This window comes from Bradyrhizobium sp. SZCCHNR1098, assembly GCF_032489375.1.
Taxonomy (GTDB): Bacteria; Pseudomonadota; Alphaproteobacteria; order Rhizobiales; family Xanthobacteraceae; genus Bradyrhizobium.
Genome location: NZ_JAUEXY010000001.1, coordinates 202,223 through 221,388 on the forward strand (window position 1 = coordinate 202,223; position 19,166 = coordinate 221,388).

General features: G+C 63.4%; 12 protein-coding genes, 1 tRNA gene and 2 pseudogenes. 7 read left to right on the forward strand and 8 right to left on the reverse strand.

Going from position 1 to position 19,166, the window contains the following annotated elements; genetic code table 11:
* The first annotated feature begins 39 nt into the window (after positions 1–39).
* From QX135_RS00920 to QX135_RS00950, 7 genes are all read left to right on the forward strand, one after another.
* On the forward strand, positions 40–804 hold the full coding sequence (locus QX135_RS00920; protein ID WP_315735388.1) for an ABC transporter ATP-binding protein: 765 nt from the start codon (positions 40–42) through the stop codon (positions 802–804).
* The gene (locus QX135_RS00925) at positions 801–1,523 is read left to right on the forward strand and encodes an ABC transporter ATP-binding protein (protein ID WP_316230297.1); all 723 of its coding nucleotides are present in this window, start codon (positions 801–803) and stop codon (positions 1,521–1,523) included. Before QX135_RS00920 ends, QX135_RS00925 begins: the two co-directional genes overlap by 4 nt.
* The gene (locus QX135_RS00930; protein WP_316177691.1) at positions 1,520–2,530 is read left to right on the forward strand and encodes a branched-chain amino acid ABC transporter permease; all 1,011 of its coding nucleotides are present in this window, start codon (positions 1,520–1,522) and stop codon (positions 2,528–2,530) included. Before QX135_RS00925 ends, QX135_RS00930 begins: the two co-directional genes overlap by 4 nt.
* A complete protein-coding gene (locus tag QX135_RS00935) occupies positions 2,527–3,597 on the forward strand; it encodes a branched-chain amino acid ABC transporter permease (RefSeq protein ID WP_316233908.1) in 1,071 nt (356 codons plus the stop codon). Before QX135_RS00930 ends, QX135_RS00935 begins: the two co-directional genes overlap by 4 nt.
* Before the next feature lie 203 nt (positions 3,598–3,800).
* Positions 3,801–6,902 carry an EAL domain-containing protein gene (locus QX135_RS00940; protein WP_316233909.1) on the forward strand — a complete coding sequence of 1,034 codons (3,102 nt, stop codon included), beginning with the start codon at positions 3,801–3,803 and terminating at the stop codon, positions 6,900–6,902.
* Between the two features lie 145 nt (positions 6,903–7,047).
* Positions 7,048–7,452: a YccF domain-containing protein gene (locus tag QX135_RS00945; protein ID WP_315735400.1), complete on the forward strand. Its 405-nt coding sequence runs from the start codon at positions 7,048–7,050 to the stop codon at positions 7,450–7,452.
* Between the two features lie 140 nt (positions 7,453–7,592).
* Positions 7,593–7,669: transfer RNA gene (locus QX135_RS00950), tRNA-Arg, on the forward strand.
* Between the two features lie 205 nt (positions 7,670–7,874).
* Here QX135_RS00950 and QX135_RS00955 read toward each other — a convergent pair.
* The 8 genes and pseudogenes from QX135_RS00955 to QX135_RS00985 form a co-directional block, all read right to left on the reverse strand.
* Positions 7,875–8,591 (reverse strand): annotated as a pseudogene (locus QX135_RS00955) (transposase); the annotation flags it as partial.
* A gap of 159 nt (positions 8,592–8,750) precedes the next feature.
* A pseudogene (locus QX135_RS32400) lies at positions 8,751–9,038 on the reverse strand (transposase); the annotation flags it as partial.
* A gap of 325 nt (positions 9,039–9,363) precedes the next feature.
* Positions 9,364–10,143 (reverse strand): GntR family transcriptional regulator, encoded by a 780-nt coding sequence (locus QX135_RS00960; protein WP_315735405.1) that lies wholly within the window; start codon positions 10,141–10,143, stop codon positions 9,364–9,366.
* Positions 10,144–10,155: 12 nt separating this feature from the next.
* Positions 10,156–11,433, reverse strand: coding sequence for an MFS transporter (locus tag QX135_RS00965; RefSeq protein ID WP_316177884.1), 1,278 nt, complete (start codon positions 11,431–11,433; stop codon positions 10,156–10,158).
* A gap of 282 nt (positions 11,434–11,715) precedes the next feature.
* A complete protein-coding gene (locus QX135_RS00970) occupies positions 11,716–13,074 on the reverse strand; it encodes a sigma-54 dependent transcriptional regulator (RefSeq protein ID WP_316177731.1) in 1,359 nt (452 codons plus the stop codon).
* 18 nt (positions 13,075–13,092) lie between these two features.
* Entirely contained in the window at positions 13,093–14,952 is a 1,860-nt protein-coding gene (locus QX135_RS00975) for an ATP-binding protein (RefSeq protein WP_316177733.1), read from the reverse strand.
* A 162-nt stretch (positions 14,953–15,114) separates the two neighbouring features.
* On the reverse strand, positions 15,115–15,828 hold the full coding sequence (locus QX135_RS00980; RefSeq protein WP_315735411.1) for a GntR family transcriptional regulator: 714 nt from the start codon (positions 15,826–15,828) through the stop codon (positions 15,115–15,117).
* Between the two features lie 260 nt (positions 15,829–16,088).
* Complete coding sequence (locus tag QX135_RS00985; RefSeq protein ID WP_316177735.1) at positions 16,089–18,995, reverse strand: helix-turn-helix transcriptional regulator; 2,907 nt, start codon at positions 18,993–18,995, stop codon at positions 16,089–16,091.
* Positions 18,996–19,166: the final 171 nt, after the last annotated feature.

The window sequence follows — 19,166 nt, forward strand, 5'->3', positions numbered from 1 at the left end:
GCCGGGCACGTCCACTTTGGAAGTCATACAGCTGACGATATGGCCCTCACCCTCGAAACCCGCGATCTCACCATCCGCTTCGGCGGCCATGTGGCGGTCAACAGCGTCAGCTGCACTTTCCGCCCGGGCGAGCTGACCGCGATCGTCGGGCCCAATGGCGCCGGCAAGACGACCTATTTCAACCTGATCTCCGGGCAGCTGCGTGCGTCCTCCGGCTCCATCCTGTTCGATGGCAAAGACATCACCACTCTCTCAGCGCCGCTGCGCACCCGCGCCGGCTTGGGACGTGCGTTCCAGCTCACCAACCTGTTTCCCAATCTCAGCGTCGAGGAGAATGTGCGGCTCGCCGTCCAGGCGCAGAGCGGCGTGCACTATGACCTGCTCCGCCCCTGGATGGCGCGGCGCGACCTGATTGCGCGCGCGGATGCGATCCTCGACCAGGTCGCGCTCGGCGGCCGCCGCAGCGTCACCGCGACGACGCTGTCGCATGGCGACCAGCGCAAGCTCGAGGTCGCGCTGATGATGGCGCTCGAGCCGAAGGTTTTCATGTTCGACGAGCCCACCGCCGGCATGAGCATCGACGAGGTCCCTGTCGTGCTCGACCTGATCGGCAGGCTCAAGCAGGACAAGAGCAGGATCATCCTGCTGGTCGAGCACAAGATGGACGTCGTGCGCTCGCTCGCCGACCGCATCATCGTGCTGCATAACGGCCAGCTGGTCGCCGACGGCGAGCCGGCGGAGGTCATCGCCTCGCCCGTCGTGCAGGAAGCCTATCTCGGCGTCGCGCCGCGGAGCGCGGCATGAGCACGCTACTGAAGCTTGCGGGCGTCGAGACCTATATCGGACGCTATCACATCCTGCAGGGCGTCGACTTCGAGGTGCCCGAGGGCCAGACCACGATGCTGCTTGGCCGCAACGGCGCCGGCAAGACCACAACCTTGCGCACCATCATGGGGCTGTGGCAGGCGAAGACCGGCACCATCACGCTCGCGGGCGAAGCGATCGAAAAGCTCGCGACGCCCGACATCGCACAGCGCGGCGTCGGCTACGTGCCCGAGAGCATGGCGGTGTTCTCCGACCTGACGGTCAAGGAGAACCTGGTGCTGGCGGCGCGCAACGGTCCGCTCGACGATGCCCAGCTCGCCTGGATCTTCGGCTTCTTTCCAGCCCTGAAGAAGTTCTGGCTGTCGCGCGCCGGCAGCCTGTCCGGCGGCCAGAAGCAGATGCTGTCGATCGCGCGCGCGATCGTCGAGCCGCGCAAGCTGCTGCTGATCGACGAGCCGACCAAGGGCCTGGCGCCGGCGATCGTGGTATCGCTGATCGAATGCCTCAAGGAGATCAAGCGCCGTGGCGCCACGATCCTGCTGGTCGAGCAGAATTTTCACGCCGCGCGCGAGCTCGGCGACCAGGTGCTGGTGATGGACAACGGCACCATCGTCCATCGCGGCGAGATGGCCGCGCTCGCGGCCGACGTGCCGCTGCAGGAGCGCCTGCTCGGCCTCAGCCTGGAGGCGCATCAATGAGCGAGATCGCGGCAACCGATGCGCTGCCCAAGCCGAAGCGCGACATCGCGCCGCTGCTGCTGCCGGTCGTGCTGGCGCTCCTGATGATCCCGCTGGTCGGGTCAGCGAGCTCCTGGGTTACCCTGACGGTTGCGAGCCTCGCGATGGGCATGATGATCTTCATCATGGCCTCGGGCCTGACGCTCGTATTCGGCCTGATGGACGTGCTCAATTTCGGCCACGGTGCCTTCATCGCCGTCGGCGCCTACGTTGCGACCCTGGTGCTGCTGCCGCTGGCGGGCTGGGCCCAGTCCGACTCGCTGCTGACCAATCTCGCCGTGCTCGTCCCGGCTGCGCTGCTGTCGATGGGCGTGACCGGCGCGCTCGGCCTGGTCGTCGAGCGCGTGCTGGTGCTGCCGGTCTACGGCCAGCACCTCAAGCAGATCCTGATGACCACCGGCGGCCTCATCGTTGCCGAGCAGACCCTGTATGCGTTGTTCGGCCCGCAGATCATTCCCATGCCGCTGCCCACGGCGTTGCGTGGATCCTTCATCATCGGTGACGTCGCGATCTCGAAATACCGGTTGCTGGCCATGCTCGTCGGCTTCGCAATCTTCGTCGCCATCGAGCTGGTGCTGAACCGGACCAAGATCGGCCTGTTGATCCGCGCCGGCGTCGAAAACCGCGAGATGGTCGAGGCGCTCGGCTATCGCATCCGCCGCCTGTTCCTCGGCGTGTTCATGACCGGCTCCGCGCTGGCCGGCCTCGGCGGCGTGATGTGGGGGCTGTATCGCGAGCAGGTGCATGCCTCGATCGGCGACGAGCTCACCGTGCTGGTGTTCATCGTCGTGATCATCGGCGGGCTCGGCTCCATCACCGGCTGCTTCATCGGCGCGATGCTGGTCGCGATGGTTGCCAACTATGGCGGCTTCCTGGTGCCGAAGCTCGCCCTCGTCTCCAACATCCTGCTGATGGTCGCCGTGCTGATGTGGCGGCCGCGCGGCCTCTATGCGGTGACCAGCCGATGATGATCCTGTCCGGCGACCCACCGCGCAGCCGCGCGCTGTCCATCCTGCTCACCGTCATCATCCTGGCACTGCTGGCGACACCCTTCATCTTTCCTGGCGCCAAGGCGCTCAACGTCGCCGCCAAGATCTGCATCTTCGCCGCGCTGGTCGCGTCCTACGACCTGCTGCTGGGCTACACCGGCTCGGTGTCGTTCGCGCACACGATGTTCTACGGCATCGGCTCCTATGCGATCGCGATCGCGCTCTATGGCCTCGGCCCCAATTGGACCGCGGTCGCGGTCGCCGTCGCGGCCGGGCTGCCGCTCGCATTGCTGCTGGCGCTCGCGATCGGCCTGTTCTCCCTGCGGGTCGAGGCGATCTTCTTTGCCATGATCACGCTCGCGGTCGCCTCCGCCTTCCTGGTGCTGGCGTCGCAATTGTCGTGGCTGACGGGCGGCGAGGACGGCCGCAGCTTCCAACTGCCGGAGCTGCTGCGCCCGGGCACGGTGTTCATCGGCAAGGAGTGGTTCGGCTTCCCGATCAACGGTCGCATCCTGACCTATTACCTGGTGCTGTCGGCCTGCGCGCTGATGATCCTGGCGCTGCTGCGCGTCGTCAACTCGCCGTTCGGCCGCGTGCTGCAGGCGATCCGCGAGAACCGCTTCCGCGCCGAGGCGCTCGGCTATCGCACCGTCTTCCATCTCACCTATGCCAACTGCATCGCAGCCATGATCGCGGCCTGCGCCGGCATGCTGAACGCGCTCTGGCTGCGCTATGCCGGCCCCGACACGTCGCTCAGCTTCTCGATCATGCTCGACATCCTCCTGATGGTCGTGATCGGCGGCATGGGCACGATCTACGGCGCCATCATTGGGGCTGCGATCTTCATCCTGGCGCAGAATTATCTGCAGGCCCTGATGGGGATCGCTTCGACCGCGGCGGCGGACGCCGGACTGCCGTTGCTGCCCGGCCTGCTGCACCCCGACCGCTGGCTGCTGTGGCTCGGCCTCCTGTTCATCGCCAGCGTCTATTTCTTTCCGACCGGCGTCGTCGGGCGCCTTCGCAACAAGCCGGGCGCGGCGCGCTGAGCTGCAAGTACCCTTAAAATTCCGCGCTGCGGCGCCGCCGCAGCTTCGGTCGCACGGTATTCGCATGCGGAAATTATCGTTTGCCGCGAAGTTTCGATGCGCGCTTAAGCGACGGCTAACCGCATTTCCTAACCGGTCCGGCACCAGTGCCTTGTTATCAAGCTTGCTTGCAACAAGTCATTTCCTCCCGGGTCGATCAAGGCATGCAGGGCGCAGCAGACACGTCAGGGACCGGCGGTAGCGAGCCGGAACGGATTGGCACGTCCCTCTGGCGCGGTCCGGTGCCATGGCTGATCGCGTGCGGCGCGCTTCTGATCGCAGCCATCGTCATCGGGACGATCGTCATGGCCAGCGGCTTTCGGACACGTGCGATCGCCAACAACGAGCGCGAGCTCGAAAATACCGTGCTGCTGTTGAGTCGGCATTTCGCGCAGCAGTTCGAAGATGCCGAGACCGCGGTGTCGCATGCGATCCGCCGCATGCAGCTCGCGTCGATTGGTTCGCCGGAGGCATTCCGGACCGAGATGGCAAAACCCGAGATCAGCGAGATGCTGCGCTCTCAGGTCAGTGGCCTGTCCTATATGGGAGACCTCACGATCATCGACGTCGACGGCAATTTCGTGAACTGGTCGTCCAACGACCCGCTGCCGGCCATCAACGTCGCGGACCGCTCCTACTTCAAGGACCTGCAATCGGCATCGCGGCCGGACAGCTTCGTGATCCTGCCCGTCATGAGCCGCGTCACCGGCGGCTGGGCGACCATCGTCGCGCATCGCCTGAACGGCCCGAACGGGGAATTCCTCGGCCTCCTGACCCGCCGCGTGGATCCGCACACCTACGAGACGTTCCTGGAATCGATGGCTCTCGGGAAGGGCTCGTCGATCATGCTGGTCCATTCCGACGGCGCCGTGCTGGCGCGCTACCCGCACGCCGAATCCCTGATGGGCGCCAGGATCGGGAACGACGAGCTGCTGAAGGGGGTCGCGGAGAGTGGCCTGCGCACGACCCTGCTCACGAGCTCCGTCGACAACCTGGAGAAGATCGCGTCGGCCTCCAGGATCGGGCGCTTCCCGCTCGTCATCTCGGCCAATAGGCTGGTCGACGATGCGCTCGCGGACTGGCGATCGCAGATGGTGCTGCTCGTGGGTGCGGCGATGCTTGCGATCGCGGTCATCGCCCTGACGTTCAGCCTGATGATCCGGCAGATCGTGCGACAGGGGCGTGCGGCAACGCGTCAACTGGAGACCGAGAAGCAACGGGTCGAGACTGCGCTGGACAACATGACGCAGGGGCTGATCTCGTTCGACGCGAACGCATGCGTCGTGATGTTCAATCAGCGCTTCATCGACCTGCTCGGCCTGTCCAGAGACGCGATCAGGCCCGGTGCCCACCTCAGCGAGGTCATCGCGCACTGCAAGGCGCGCGGATCCTTCAACGGCGACGTGACCGACTTCTGCGCCGACATCATCGACAGAGCCGCGGCAGGCGGCACGTCGCAGATGATCGCGGAGGGCGGAGCCGGACGCTTCTTCAACATCATCGACAAGCCGCTGGCGTCGGGCGGATGGGTCACGACGATCGAGGACATCAGCGAGCATCGCAGGATCGAGCAGGAGCGCGACCGCAATTACGCGTTCCTGCGCGAGATCATCGACCACATCCCGTCACACATCATGGTCAAGGACGTCCGCGACCGCCGCTACGTGCTGGTCAACCAGTCGACCGAGCAGCGCTTCGGCGTGCCACGCGACGAGATCGTCGGCAAGACGGCGTTCGACCTGCTGCCGCGACCGGTCGCGGAAAAGGTGACGGCGGACGACGACCGGGCTCTGGAGCAGTCGGACGGGCTGTTTCTCGCCGAACATCCCTGGCAGAGTCCGGGGCTGGGCTTGCGCTACATCACATCGCGGCGCATCGCCGTCGCGGATGATGCGCAGCAGCCGCGCTATCTGATCAACGTGATCGAGGACACCACGGAGCGGCGGCTGGCCGACGAGAAGATCGCCCATCTCGCACATTTCGATGCGTTGACCGAGCTGCCGAACCGCGTGCTGTTCCAGGAGCGCATCGACGAGGAACTGGAACGCGTGCGCCACGGCACCTTCTTCGCGCTGCTCTACATCGATGTCGACGAGTTCAAGGGCATCAACGATTCGCTCGGCCATCATGTCGGCGACGAGCTGTTGAAGACGATCGCGCGCCGCATCGAAAGCTGCCTCGCGCCGGAGGATATGGTGGCCCGGCTCGGCGGCGATGAATTCGCGGTGCTGCTGACCACCGTTGCGGACCGGGACGAGGTCATCGTGGCCGTGAAGGAGATCCTCGACTCGATCCGCGAGCCCTATAAATGCCTGGGCCACCAATTGTCGACCGACGCCAGCATCGGCATCGCGCTGGCGCCCCAGGACGGCGTCGAGCGCGACCAGCTGACCAAGAATGCCGACCTCGCAATGTATGCCGCCAAGGCCGGCGGCCGCCGCACTTTCCGTTTCTTCGAGCCGGCGATGGATGAAAACGCGCGCGCGCGGCTGCAGTTGCAGCAGGACCTGCGCCGGGCGATCACAGAAGGCCAATTCGAGCTGCACTACCAGCCGCTGCTCGGCTTCAGCGAGAACGTCATGACCGGCTGCGAGGCGCTGTTGCGCTGGCGTCATCCGGAGCGAGGGATGGTGCCGCCGCTCGACTTCATTCCGCTCGCCGAGGACACCGGGCTCATCAACGAGATCGGCGACTGGGTGTTACGCACCGCCTGCGCCGAGGCCGCGCATTGGCCCGCCGACATCCGCATCGCCGTGAACGTCTCGCCCGTGCAGCTCAAATCGCCGACCCTGGCGCTGCGGATCGCAGGCGCGCTGTCGGCGGCCGGCCTTGCACCCGAACGGCTCGAGATCGAGATCACCGAGGCGGTGCTGATCAGCGACGACGACGCCGCGCTCGGCATCCTGCACCAGTTGCACGACATGGGCGTGCGCATCGCGCTCGACGATTTCGGCACCGGCTATTCGTCGCTGAGCTATCTGAAGCGGTTCCCGTTCGACAAGATCAAGATCGACCGCTGCTTCGTCAGCGACATCGGCGCCGGCAGCTCGTCGGCGATCGTCCAGGCGGTGGTGAGCATCGCCGCCGCCAGCAACATGACGACCACGGCCGAAGGCGTCGAGACCGGGGCGCAGCAGACGGCGCTGCGCCAGCTCGGCTGCACCGAAATGCAGGGCTATCTGTTCAGCGCCCCGAAGCCGGCGGCCGAGCTGCGCAAGCTGTTTGCCCTGGAGGCGGCGGCAGGGGGCCTGCAGGTCGCCGGCTGAGCCGGCTCGCCGGCACGGTCCACGCCCGGCCGTCCCGGCCGAGGCTGCGGCGCGAGGCCACGCAGATTTCGACGACCGGCCCGCTACCGGCCTCGGCGCGGCGTTCCTATATCCGGAGCGGCAACAACGGAGTTGGCAGGTCGTCATGCAGCCGGTTTCCATGCTTCTGAACATCCTCTGGATCCTGTGCGGCGGCGCCTACATGGCGTTCGGCTGGCTGGTCGCCGCGGTCGTGATGGCAATCACGATCGTCGGCCTGCCCTGGTCCCGCGCCGCCTTCAACATCGCCGCCTATACGCTGCTGCCGTTCGGCTCGCGCGCGGTCCGCCGCGACGAGCTCACCGGCATGGAGGACGTCGGAACCGGCGTTCTCGGCCTGCTCGGCAACATCATCTGGCTCGTGCTGGCCGGCTGGTGGCTGGCGCTCGGCCACCTCCTGACCGCAATCGTGCTCGCGGTGAGCATCATCGGCCTGCCCTTCGCCTGGGCCCATCTGAAGCTCGCCGGGCTCGCCTTGTGGCCGATCGGCAAGACCATCGTGCCGGCGTAGGGCGGTCGGCGGGAGCGGGCCGGCCGCGCCCCCCGCCGAACTGCCCGCGTGCCTCGCGGCGCGAGCGGCCGTCCGCCCGGTCCGGGAGCATCCAAGGCCGTTGCCGTCGCCGGGGCAATCGGCTAAACGATTTGCCGTACGCACCCGTAGCTCAGCTGGATAGAGCGTTGCCCTCCGAAGGCAAAGGTCACACGTTCGAATCGTGTCGGGTGCGCCACTCAATCAATAGCTCTCTCGGAAGTCGGGAAGAGCCCGCGACACATCCCCCGCAGCTACTGACCGTATTTTGCGTTCAGCGCCAAAGGCGCCTTCGCCCCGATTGGATTTGGTCGTCAGAAGCCAAGTGATGTGCTTGAATTGCGTAGGCGTCCGGTGAAGGCCACGGGCCGAGCGACTGCTCTGGACGGTCTGGAGCGGCTCGATCAGGCGGCGGCCGATGTCTGGGCGGCCTGCCAGCTCCAGGGAAGCAGATCGGCGAGCTTGCTGGCCGGATGATCGGGTAGCTTGGCGAGGACGTCGGCGAGCCAAGCCTGCGGGTCGACGTTGTTGAGCTTGGCGGTCTGGATCAGCGTGTAGATGGCGGCAGCGCGGCGGCCGCCTTCGTCGGAGCCGGCGAAGGTCCAATTCTTGCGGCCGAGGGCCACGGCGCGCAGCTCGCGCTCGGCCGTATTGTGAACACCTCCCAGCGCTTGAAGCTGTAGTCGATTGCTTTTGCGGTCTCGCTCTTGCCGGACAGCTTGGTACGGCGTTCGCGCAGGAAGCCGTGGAGCTCGTCGACGAGTGGGCAGCTGCGTGCGTCGCGCACGGCTTTGCGTTCGTGGGCCGGTAGACCGTTGATCTCGCGTTCGATCGCAAACAGCGCGTCGATCTTCGCGATCGCTTCGATCGCGATCGGCGCCTTCTTCAGCCGTGCGATCTCAAAGAACTTGCGCCGTGCATGCGCCCAGCAGCCGACCTCAATGATCGGGCCCGGCTTGCGCGCAGCCGTGCAGCCCGTATTTGGCGAACAGGATGTGCGCCAACAGGCGCGGTCCCGCGCGTCCGCGCGAGATCGGATGGAATGGCGCCGGCGGCTGCGTGATCGCCTCGCAGGCGCGGCAGGAGAACTTCTCCCGTACATGCTGGATCACCTTCCACTGAGCGCCAGACCGTCGAAGCCCTTGCGCATGTCGGTATGGCCTGTCGCAAGCCAGACCCGGGTGCCGGAGGGGATCGGGATCGTCATCGCGAACCGCCTGGAGCGCCGCGATCACCGCGGTCACCGTCGCGACATCCGCCGCGCCGCTGATCCGGATCTTGGCCTCCGCCCCGAGCTCTACTTCGATCAGCCCCTGCGTTGGAGCTGCCGCCGCGTGAGGATCGGCTGCGATCGTCAAGGCGGCGAAACCCGGCGCGGCAGCCTCCTTGCCGCATAGCTGCTGGCGCCAGCGAAACACCTGGCTGGAATGCACCCCGAACGCTCGCGCCACCTCCAGGATCGTCGCTCCCGGTTCTAACGCTGCAGCAACGACACGCTCCTTATCGGCCCGCGACCAATGCCGCCGTCGCCGCTCCGACGTGATCACTTCCACTTCCGCTTTAGCCATAGGACTGGCTCCAGGACTAGTCCTATGGCTTCAACAAGCGTCAGCTCCGACGCAAGGCGGCCGTCGCCGGGGGCTTACCTTGCTCGCGGAAAACCGCGGCCGCTGCTCGCCGACCGTGAACGGTTCGAGCGCAACTATCAGGAGTGGCTCCTTGCGGTCGGCTGCACACATCCTCAAACGTCGAGTTAGGTCGGCACGAGACTGCAGCTAAAGACTAGTTTGCCAGTCCACACGAACGCAAACGACCCACCAGCTCGATCGATGGCAACGATCGACCATCGAACTTCGCGGGCGCCGTGAGTGCGAGACCATTAGGTGGGATGGTTCAGCCTGCAGCGGCGGCAATGGCCCAGCGCGATCTGGCTTCCCGTATCAATTCTGGCAAATTTGCAATCGTTCGGTGCATGTGGGCTTCCAGGCGTGCGCACGCGCGCGCGGCGTTCTGGCTGCGGACGCCGTCCGCGATATCAAGACAGTCACGGAGCTCGGAGTCCGGATCGGCGTCTCGGGAGATGACGAGGCATCGAATATACCGGCTGCGGTCGTTGAAGTTTTTTATCATTCGCAGCATCTCCTCGTTCCTCGATATCTGCGCGATCTGCTCGAACACACCCTCGATGGCGGCAGCATAATGCTTGGCGCGATTCCTTGCCGAATTCGCGGGCGGAAGCGCCGCCATTCTCATCGCGCTTCGGCCAAAGCGTACGGCCGACGATGGCTCCAAAGCCTTCCTGAGATTATGCGCGAGCACCAGCCGAGCAAACTCATAGAGGTCCTGCAGCTCCGCTGCGTCCGGGACCCTCGAGAAGAAGCCTCGCTTTGGAACGATATCAATCAGCCCCTCGCCATGAAGACGCTCGAGAGCTTGTCTCACCGGTGTCGCGCTCGCCCTGACATAATCAGCAAGCTGTTCGATGCGCAGGTGCTCGCCTGGCAAAATGATCTTCGACTCCGACGTCAACTCGTAGTGTGTGACCAATTCCTTGATTCGGGCGTAGGCAACATCGACTCGATTGAATTCGCTGTCCATATCGATACCTGCTGCGCGAGGATTGCTGATCCGGCGAGCTTGAGCCGAAGGCTGCGCGGCGCGTCGCGCGCTCATGCGACGCGTCGCTCATCGCGCTTTCTGCTCACGATCGATCGCCGAGTGCCGCCGGGTGTCGCGCATGGTGAGATAGACGACGAGAGAGGTCGCAATGCAGCCGGTGAGGTAGAAATAGAACCAGCTTTCGTGACCGATCGACTTGAACCAAAGCGCGATCGACTCTGCCGTGCCGCCGAAGATCGAAACGGTCAATGCATATGGCAGCGCTACGCCCGTTGCTCGAATTGCAGTTGGGAACAGTTCGGCCTTGACCACCGCATTGATCGAGGTATAGCCGGATACGATCAACCACGCCGCCGCGATCAGGAGGAACGCGGTGAACGGATCGTGGACTCCCTGCAGCGTGTTCAGAAGCGGAATCGTGAACAGAGTTCCGCCCAGTCCGAACCCGATCAACAGCCATTTGCGTCCGATGCGATCGGAAAGGGCGCCATAGAGCGGCTGCAGCACCATTGCGAAGATCAGGCTACAGGCCGTGACCATGGTCGTTTGATCATCGGTCAGCTTGACGGAGAGCTTCAGGTATTTCTGCATGTAGGTGGTATAGGTGTAGAAGGCCGCAGTTCCCCCCATTGTTAGTCCAACGACGAGCAAGACTTCACGTCGGAACTGACCCAGCGCGCGCAGCGAACTCCCCTGTCTTGCCGACTTCGCGCGGGTGAATACATCCGTTTCGTGCAGGTTGCGGCGCATGACAGCGGCCACGACGGCCAGCAGCGCGCCGATGACGAACGGAATACGCCAGCCCCATCCACGAAGCTGCTCCTCCGTCAGAAGCACCTTCTGCAGGACCAGCAGAACGACGATCGCGCAGAGCTGGCCGCCAATCAACGTCACATATTGGAAGCTGGAATAGAATCCGCGGTTCTTTTCGTCCGCGACCTCGCTCAGGTAAGTTGCGCTGGCGCCATATTCACCGCCAAGGCTGATTCCCTGCACGATTCGCGCGAAACCGAGCAGGACCGGGGCCGCAAAGCCGATCGACGCATAGGTGGGCGTCACGGCGATGATCAGCGAGCCGAAGCACATCATCAAGACCGACAAGGTCAGGGCATTACGGCGGCCATGATGATCTGCAAAATGGCCGAATAGCCAGCCTCCGAGTGGGCGGACAAGAAAGCCGGCGGCAAACAGCAGCGCGGCGTTCAACTGCTGCACGACCTCGTCGCCCTCAGGAAAGAACGATTTGGCGAAATACAACGCAAACGCGGCATAGGCGTAGAAGTCATACCATTCCACCAGATTTCCGATCGAGCCGACGAAGATCGCGCGCAAGCGGCTACCCATCCCAAGGCCGTCACGGCGTGCTTCATCGGCGGCCGCAACGAGGGTGGGGCTGATAGCTCGCTCAAACTTCATGGCGTCCTCCGAGTGCACGTTTTCTTAGGCTCTAAGGCCAATCGTGCTCATGCCTGAGCAACCCGCGTGCCAGCCGGCGGCGGCCGCCGATCGCGCCGCCAAACAAAGCCATTTCAGATGGTTGCATGCGCCTCGCGTGAAACGGGCTCGCCGCGCTAAGCGGAATTCCGCCGATCCGCGTCGGAGCGTGAGCGGGAATCCGCTTCGTGCCTAGCAGGAGGTTCGGCTGGGTCGCAGCAAGCCGTACCTTGCCATTTTTTCGTTGAGAGTCCGCCGTGGCACGCCGAGACTTTCCATAACCGCTGCAACTGACCAGTTGTGCTCCAGCAAGGACGCCTCGATCAGCATGCGCTCATAAGCTGCGACACGCTCAGAGAGCGAGCGCCTTGCGCCCGCTCCCTCGGCTCGCCGCAGAATTTCCGCGACGCGGCGACCCGTTGCGGCCAAGCCGAGCGCGTAGCGTTCAGCCACGTTCTTCAATTCTCGAACATTGCCAGGCCAGTCATGGGTCAGCAGTGCATCGAAATCCTCGGCTCCGAGTGGCGTCAGGTCACGGCCGCTGCGCCGGGCAGCTTCCCCGGCAAAATGCTGGAATAGCAGCAGCACGTCGTTGCCCCGTTCGCGCAACGGCGGGAGACGGATCTCCGCCGCTGCCAGGCGGAAGTAGAGATCGGCCCGAAAGCGGCCGCTGCGGCTATCCGCGGCGAGATCGGCTTTCGCGGCCGCGATCACACGGACGTCGACCGGGATCAGCCGGTTCGATCCCACCCGCTCGACCACGCGCTCCTGCAGAACGCGTAGGATCTTAACCTGGAACGCGTGTGGCATGCTTTCAATTTCATCGAGCAGGAGAGTTCCGCCGCTGGCATGTTCGAACTTCCCGATGCGCGCCCCGCGTGCGCCAGTGAACGCGCCCGCCTCGTGACCCAGCAACTCGCTCTCGAACAGCTCGGCGGGTATAGCCGCGCAATTCACCGCAACGAATGGAGCTCGTGCCCGCGGACCAAGGTCATGCAGTGCGCGAGCGACGACCTCCTTTCCCGTGCCGCTCTCGCCGAAGAGGATCACATCCCTGTCGTGCTCGGCGAGCTCGCCAACGGACTTTCGCAGCGTGGCCATCGCGGGCGATGTCCCGAGGAGACGTCGCTCCAGCTCACCTTCGGCGCCGAGCCGGCTGGTGAGTTGCCTGAGTTGACGCTTCAATCCTGATTGTTCTGCCGCCCGCGCCAGCACGGCAGACATATGGTCTGGGTTGGCAGGCTTCTGCAAAAAATCGTAGACGCCCTCGCGCATGGCCGCAACCGCGAGGGCAACGTCGCCGTGAGCAGTGAGCAGGACGACCGGAATGTCGGGATCGATTCGCTGCACGTCGCGCATGAGTTCGATGCCGGATCGATGCGGCATCCGGAAGTCGGTCAGTACCACGTCAGGCAGCTCGGCCTGAAGCATCGACAGCGCCTCGTCAGCATTTCGGGCTGTGCGCGCTTCGAAGCCGCCCAGCTCCAGCCATTGTCTGATCGAGCTGCGAACGATCTCCTCGTCGTCAACGACAAGAATCGATTTGCTCATCCACACACCCCGATAGGTCTAGGCCGGCTCGGGCGGCGTCGGCAAGGTCACCCGAAACCGGCTTCCGATTTGCAGTTCACTCTCAACCGAAATCGTGCCTCCGAGCTCCCTCACGATCCCATAGCTGATTGAAAGGCCGAGGCCGAGCCCTTCGCCGATTTCCTTGGTGGTGAAGAACGGATCGAACAGCGATTTCATGTGATCCGCGGAGATTCCGCTCCCGGTGTCTGCGACCTCGGTCGTAACGGTGCTACCCGCACGACGGATGGAAACCGTGAGAACCCGGCGCGGGCGATCACGCATCGACTGGACCGCGTTCGAGAGCAGGTTGACGAAGACCTGCTCGAGACGGATCGGATTCGCCTCAACGTGAGCCGGCTCCGCGGGCAAGTCCAAGACAACCTCGATACCTTCATTTCTGATCCGGTACTGCAGGAGCCGCATCGCATTGCCGAGTGTCACACCGACATCGACTCTGCTGGTTGCACCGGTCTCCTTGCGGGCAAACATGCGCAAGTGACCGATCAATGCCATCATTCGCTCGGCTATGGATGACATCAGGTCGAGGTTCAGGGCCGTTCGTTCGATCTCGTTGCGTTGCAACAAGACTCGGCTGCTTGCGATGTAAGTGGTGAGCGCCGCGAGTGGCTGGTTGATTTCATGCGCCACTCCCGCCAGGGCTTGTCCAAGACTGGCAAGCTTCGCACTCTGCACCAGGCTCTCGTGGGTTTGTCGCAATTCCTGCTCGGTGCGCGTCCGTTCCAGGACTTCACTTGTCAGTTGACGATTGGCTTCGCGCAGCTCCATCGTGCGCTCCGCAACACTTCGTTCCAGCAGCTCGTTAGCTTCGCCCTTGGCTTTCATCGATTGCCGCCATTGATGAGCGACAAGCCCAAGCAGCTGTACCGTGAGAACGGCAAAACCGGCCGTGACCGCGATGGTCATTGCATGCCGACGAGCCTCCCCGATGTCCGAAAAAATGAGCAGCTGCCATCCATGCGCCGGCAGAGGCCGCGCACGCAGCGCATATTCGTGGACGCCATCGTCGTCGCCCAGTTCGACCGATACCTCGCCCGATTCGGCCGACGAACCGAGGATCGGAGCATTCTCGATCGTGTCGCCGAACTGCCGGGACGCGTTCAGACGCGCGACCGCGGTCGAGGGTAGCCTTCGCAACGGATGATATTTCCACTGCGCGCGGCTGGCCAGGATGAGCACGCCTCCTTCATCTTCCATGGCCACCAGATCACCGGCCCTGACCCAATCGGCTTCCAGCGGCGTCAAATCGATCTTCACGACGGCGACCCCGATCGTAAGCTCGCCTTCGGTGATCCGTTGCGACAAGAAGTAGCCAGGCAAGCCGGTCGTCACCCCAACGGCATAGAGCTGTCCTTCCCCGTCACGGATTGCGCTCTGGAAATAGGGGCGAAAGTCGTACGCATGCCCGACGAAGCTCTTTGCTCCATCATAATTGCTTGCTGCCAGCGTCACCCCGGCCGTGTCCAGCACGTAGAGCTCGGCCGATCCCGCGGCCTGATTTAGCGACTTAAGATAGCGGTTGGCCGCTTCGACAACTGCCCCATCGCCCGGTGTCCGGAACAGCCGGCGCACCGGATCGGCGAGTGAAAGAACCGTGGGCAGATATCGGAAGCGGGCAACGGTTGCATCGAACGTGCTGGCGATCAACGTAAGCCGATCGTCGGAGTCGCGGCTCATCTGCGCGAGGCCAGCGCTCAGGGCCAATCGATAGGACAGCAGCGCGACTCCCACGATCGCCAGGACAGCAATTGCGGCGATAGCCGGCCAAGCCCTTGAGAGCCCACCCGGCAAGCCTAGTCGGCTCGAAAACCACGCCGACATCGCCACCCTCTCGCTCACGCCAGGGCTCAAATGATGGGCCTGATTTTGGCTTCGGTCGCCCCGCGAATTCTCCCCGCGCATGCCGGATCCAGAGCTTCACTCGCAACCGGGGTCTTGGACCCTCTCACAGGTCGAAGGTCGATGTACCCATGGGCATTACAATCAAACGTCAAACGAGATCTATATGGCCGCGGCCATCGTCCAGCGTGACCTAGCGTCCCTGATGAGCTCGGGCAGATCGACGATCATCCGACACATGTGCGTTTCCAATTTAGCGCTTGCACCTTTCGGATCTTGATCGCGGAGCAATTCGATCAGCTCGAGACATTCTCGTACCTGCGCGCCGTGATCCGGGCTTTGCAAGATCGAGAGGCATCGGACATACCGGCTGCGATCATTGAAGTTCCGCATCATTCTCAGCATCTGCCCGTTTCGCGACAGCTGCGTGATCTGCTCGAAGACGCTCTCGATGGTCATCGCATGATGCTTGACACACTTCGTTGCCGAGTGGCCCACTGCAACGGCTTCCACTTTCATCAAACCCCGGCCGAGACGCGCAACCGACGACGGATCGAGTGGCCTCGTAATATTGTGCTCAAGAACCAGCCGGGCAAATTCATACAGATCCTGCAGCTCGGACGCGTTCGGAACCTTGGAGAAGAAGCCTCGCTTCGCGATGCTGTCGATCAGCCCCTCGCCTTGTAGGCGCTCCAGCGCTTGGCGTACAGGCGTGGCGCTCGCATTGACGCGATCCGCCAGATCGTCAATATGCAGATGCTCTCCCGGAAGCACCCGGACCTTGCCGTCAGGTACCAGATCATAGTGGATGACGAGGTCCTTGAGCTTAGTGTAAGCGGTGTCTACCTTGCTGATATCCCCGTCTGTATCACGCATGCCACGTCCCCTTGAACCACCCTAGGCGGACGCGACTTGCCGGCCGCAGACGTAGCTCCCGAGAGGCGTCTGACTCGTCCCCGGGATGCTCCGACAGCGCCGACGAGCACGCGCGAAGGGATTCGACGACGCCCGACGTCGACTCCTTGCCCTGCTACTCGTTGTCCGCCCATGACTTTCATTTTTTTTACACACCGTAAGCTTACGCACTCATTGCAGCCGTCACCATCATAAAAACTATGCAATCGATGTGTACTGCTTCACTGGAGCATGCTGAGACGGTGTCTCATCGCGTAAGCGGTTGCTGCGGCGCGCGAGCTCACGCCGATCTTCATATATATGTTCGCAATGTGCCGATTGACGGTCGGCACACTGAGGCGTAGTTCCGCAGCAATGGCCTTGGAGCGGCTGCCGGCAGCGAGCTTGCTGAGGATCTCCATTTCTCGTGGTGAAAGATCATCCGGACCTCGCGCGTATAAGTTGCGTGACTCCGCCTCGACTCCCTCTATCCGTGCTCGATCAACGCGCTCCTGCCAGCTTCGCATGCCGAGTGCTACGAACTGCTCGCGTCCCCGCTGCAGCAGCGCACGCGATGACGGCTTGTCCCCTGAGGTTCCCGCAACGGTCGCCTCATCAAGATCGACGAGCGCTCGGAGGCAGACTTGGCCTGCCCGTTCAAGGTCGCCGCGGGCCTTTGCGAAGTGTGTGCGTGCCGCAACCGTGTGATCCTGAAGGGCCGCGAGGCGTCCGAGGATGAATTCACGGCATTCACCGGCTGCACCGATCGTGCTCCCGTGCTTTGGAGCGCGGACCAACGCTTCGAACCGGCGGGCACGTTTGACGTCCTCACGCTGCCAGGCGGCACAGACACCGAGCCCAAGCGCATCATCCGACAGCTGTCTGTCGGAATTTGTGTTCTCCAGGGATCGGAGCAACGCCTCAATGCGAACGTCGTATTCGTTTTCGTCAGGCAGGAATGCTTCGGTGAGAGCGGCGAAGCCAAGCACGATTTGCCCAAGGCGCACCGGATGATCCTTGACGATCTGTAGCGCACGCGAAGCGACTCGGCCAATCGCCGGCCAGTCGCCACCATACAAATAGGCACGCCATGCGACCGCGGAAAGCTCCAGGGCAATATGCAACCGGTGCCACGGTCCCAATCGGACGGCCAGCGCACGCGCGTCGCGCAGCGCCGCGTCTGAGCTTGCCAAATGACCCAGGCTCGCCTCGGCAATCGCGAGAGAGGTTAAAGCCTCGATCCGACCAGGAAGCGACCCGAAACACTTGGCATCCCGCAACAGGTCGTGCGCTGTTTCGACCCCCAGGGCGAGTTGCCCATGCCGATAGATCCAATCATGGGTCACGACCTCTCGAGCCCGGATGATGGCCGCCGGATTCTGCCATTCGGCGGCCCAACGTTGCACCTGCTCTGTCTGTTCGATGGATCGCGGAGCATACAGGTCGAGCGCCGAGGCACGATCCTCTTCGTCTCCAAGCTGACGAACGAGATCGAGCGCACGCGGATCCGGCGCGTGGTAGATCGCCTCAAACGTCCCGTCATTCCATCGGCACCGCCAGTCCTGTCGGAGCACCTCCAATCGGGCCCAGTGCAAATCTCGGCGATCATCGCAGGCTTCCAGTCCGCGCTCCACCAGAGGCTGCCACATCTCAGCGGGAGCGCCGGCGTCCCGCAGCCTGCGGACAATCGCCACCAGGAAACTCATGGTCCATGATGGCCGCCGCTCCCAGCATCGGCTGAACAGAAAGCGCGTCGTCGCATCGGCGGCTTCGACGTCGAGTGATGCAGCCTGCGCAAGCGCGAGATCACGGAGCATCTCGTCCGAGGCAGCATCGCCTGCGAGATCGCAAGCGATCCGAAGGAATACAGCTTCGTGCTCGCTGATATAGTTCGCTCGCGCGCGCTCGGCTGCGTTCAGTGCGAAGACCTCGCCGATTTCAGCACCCGGGATGCGCTGCGAAGCGTGATACTGATGCGCAATCTCTCCAGGATCGGCATCGAGCTCAGCGAGACGCGTCGCCGCGCGTCGATGCAAAATCGCTCTCCGATCGGGGTTCAGCTGGTCGTACAAGGCGCGCCGCAACAACGCATGCGCAAAGACGTAGCCATCACCGCGAACGACGAGTACCCCAGCCCTCATCGCCTCGTCGATATGGTCCAGAATCGTCTCTTCGGAATCCGATATCAGAAGCTGCAATCGGCCGAGATCGAACCCTTCGGGAAATATCGCAGCGATCCGCAGCATTCCCAAGGTCGGCCCCGAGAGCCGCGCGAACCGTCGCGACAGCAACGGACGCAGTCCGGCCGGGATGCCGATACCGTTGTTCACGAGATCGGCGGGCCATTGGCCCTGGCGCCCAGCAAGCTTTCCCTCTTCGACAAGGTGGTTGAAGAGCTGGCGCACATAGAACGGATTGCCGCCAGTCTCACGGTGAATTGCCGTGGCAAGCGATGCAGGCAGCCGCTCGTCTGCCAATGACTCCAGCATGCGCATCGTGTCCGCCGGCTCGAGCGAGCGAACCGCGATCCGATGAAGCTCGCTCTCGCGCATCAGCGCATTGAGTTCCAGAGGCTCGCCGCCGGTCTCGTCGGGACGGAGAGTGATGACGGTCAGCAGCGGCAGAGATCGCGTCGAGCGTAAGCAATGCAGCAACATCGACCAGGATTCGCGATCGGCCCAGTGCAGGTCCTCGAGCACGAGCAGTAGTGGAGACTCGACTGCAACCGCATGAAGCAGATGAACCGCGGATTCGAACAGTCGAAACCGCTCGTCCGGTCCGGAGAGTCCTTTGAGAGCAGGAAGATCCGCAGCGGCCGCGAACGCCGGCACCACGCGAGACAGCGGCCGAATCATGTCATTGCGAGCATGGTTGAGGAGTGTCGGCTGCTCGCGAGCCCATTGGGAGAACGTGTCGGCAAACAATCCATATGGCAGAGGTTCGGCCATCTCGTAGGCGGCCCCCCTCGCCACACAGAAGCCGCGCTGCTTCGCAGTTTGGGCCAGTGCCTCGACCAGACGGCTCTTGCCAATTCCAGCCTCTCCTACTAGGACCGCACCAACAGCGCGTCCATTCTTGTCCGGGAGAAGCCCGCGAAGCCGGTTCGACTCCTGGTCCCTTCCTATAAGCGGAACACCGCTATCCCTCATGCGCTAACCAATAGCCAACCTACACGATACTCTTTTCATGGCTGCGGCAAGACGCACTGCCGCCTGTGCGATTCAACCGCCCACGAAACTTAAGATTGCGTTGAGAAAATATCAGCTCGGCACGATAATACCAAGCGGCAAATCAATGTTGCGCTGCGCACATTGGGCTCA

What these genes read in the sequence shown, in the direction of transcription:
- QX135_RS00940 (WP_316233909.1), top strand. Translation starts at nt 3,801, where the DNA reads ATGCAGGGCGCAGCAGACACGTCAGGGACCGGCGGTAGCGAGCCGGAA.
- QX135_RS00960 (WP_315735405.1), bottom strand. Translation starts at nt 10,143, where the DNA reads ATGAGCGCGCGACGCGCCGCGCAGCCTTCGGCTCAAGCTCGCCGGATC.
- QX135_RS00920 (WP_315735388.1), top strand. Translation starts at nt 40, where the DNA reads ATGGCCCTCACCCTCGAAACCCGCGATCTCACCATCCGCTTCGGCGGC.
- QX135_RS00985 (WP_316177735.1), bottom strand. Translation starts at nt 18,995, where the DNA reads ATGAGGGATAGCGGTGTTCCGCTTATAGGAAGGGACCAGGAGTCGAAC.
- QX135_RS00945 (WP_315735400.1), top strand. Translation starts at nt 7,048, where the DNA reads ATGCAGCCGGTTTCCATGCTTCTGAACATCCTCTGGATCCTGTGCGGC.
- QX135_RS00930 (WP_316177691.1), top strand. Translation starts at nt 1,520, where the DNA reads ATGAGCGAGATCGCGGCAACCGATGCGCTGCCCAAGCCGAAGCGCGAC.
- QX135_RS00965 (WP_316177884.1), bottom strand. Translation starts at nt 11,433, where the DNA reads ATGGGTAGCCGCTTGCGCGCGATCTTCGTCGGCTCGATCGGAAATCTG.
- QX135_RS00935 (WP_316233908.1), top strand. Translation starts at nt 2,527, where the DNA reads ATGATGATCCTGTCCGGCGACCCACCGCGCAGCCGCGCGCTGTCCATC.
- QX135_RS00925 (WP_316230297.1), top strand. Translation starts at nt 801, where the DNA reads ATGAGCACGCTACTGAAGCTTGCGGGCGTCGAGACCTATATCGGACGC.
- QX135_RS00970 (WP_316177731.1), bottom strand. Translation starts at nt 13,074, where the DNA reads ATGAGCAAATCGATTCTTGTCGTTGACGACGAGGAGATCGTTCGCAGC.
- QX135_RS00980 (WP_315735411.1), bottom strand. Translation starts at nt 15,828, where the DNA reads ATGCGTGATACAGACGGGGATATCAGCAAGGTAGACACCGCTTACACT.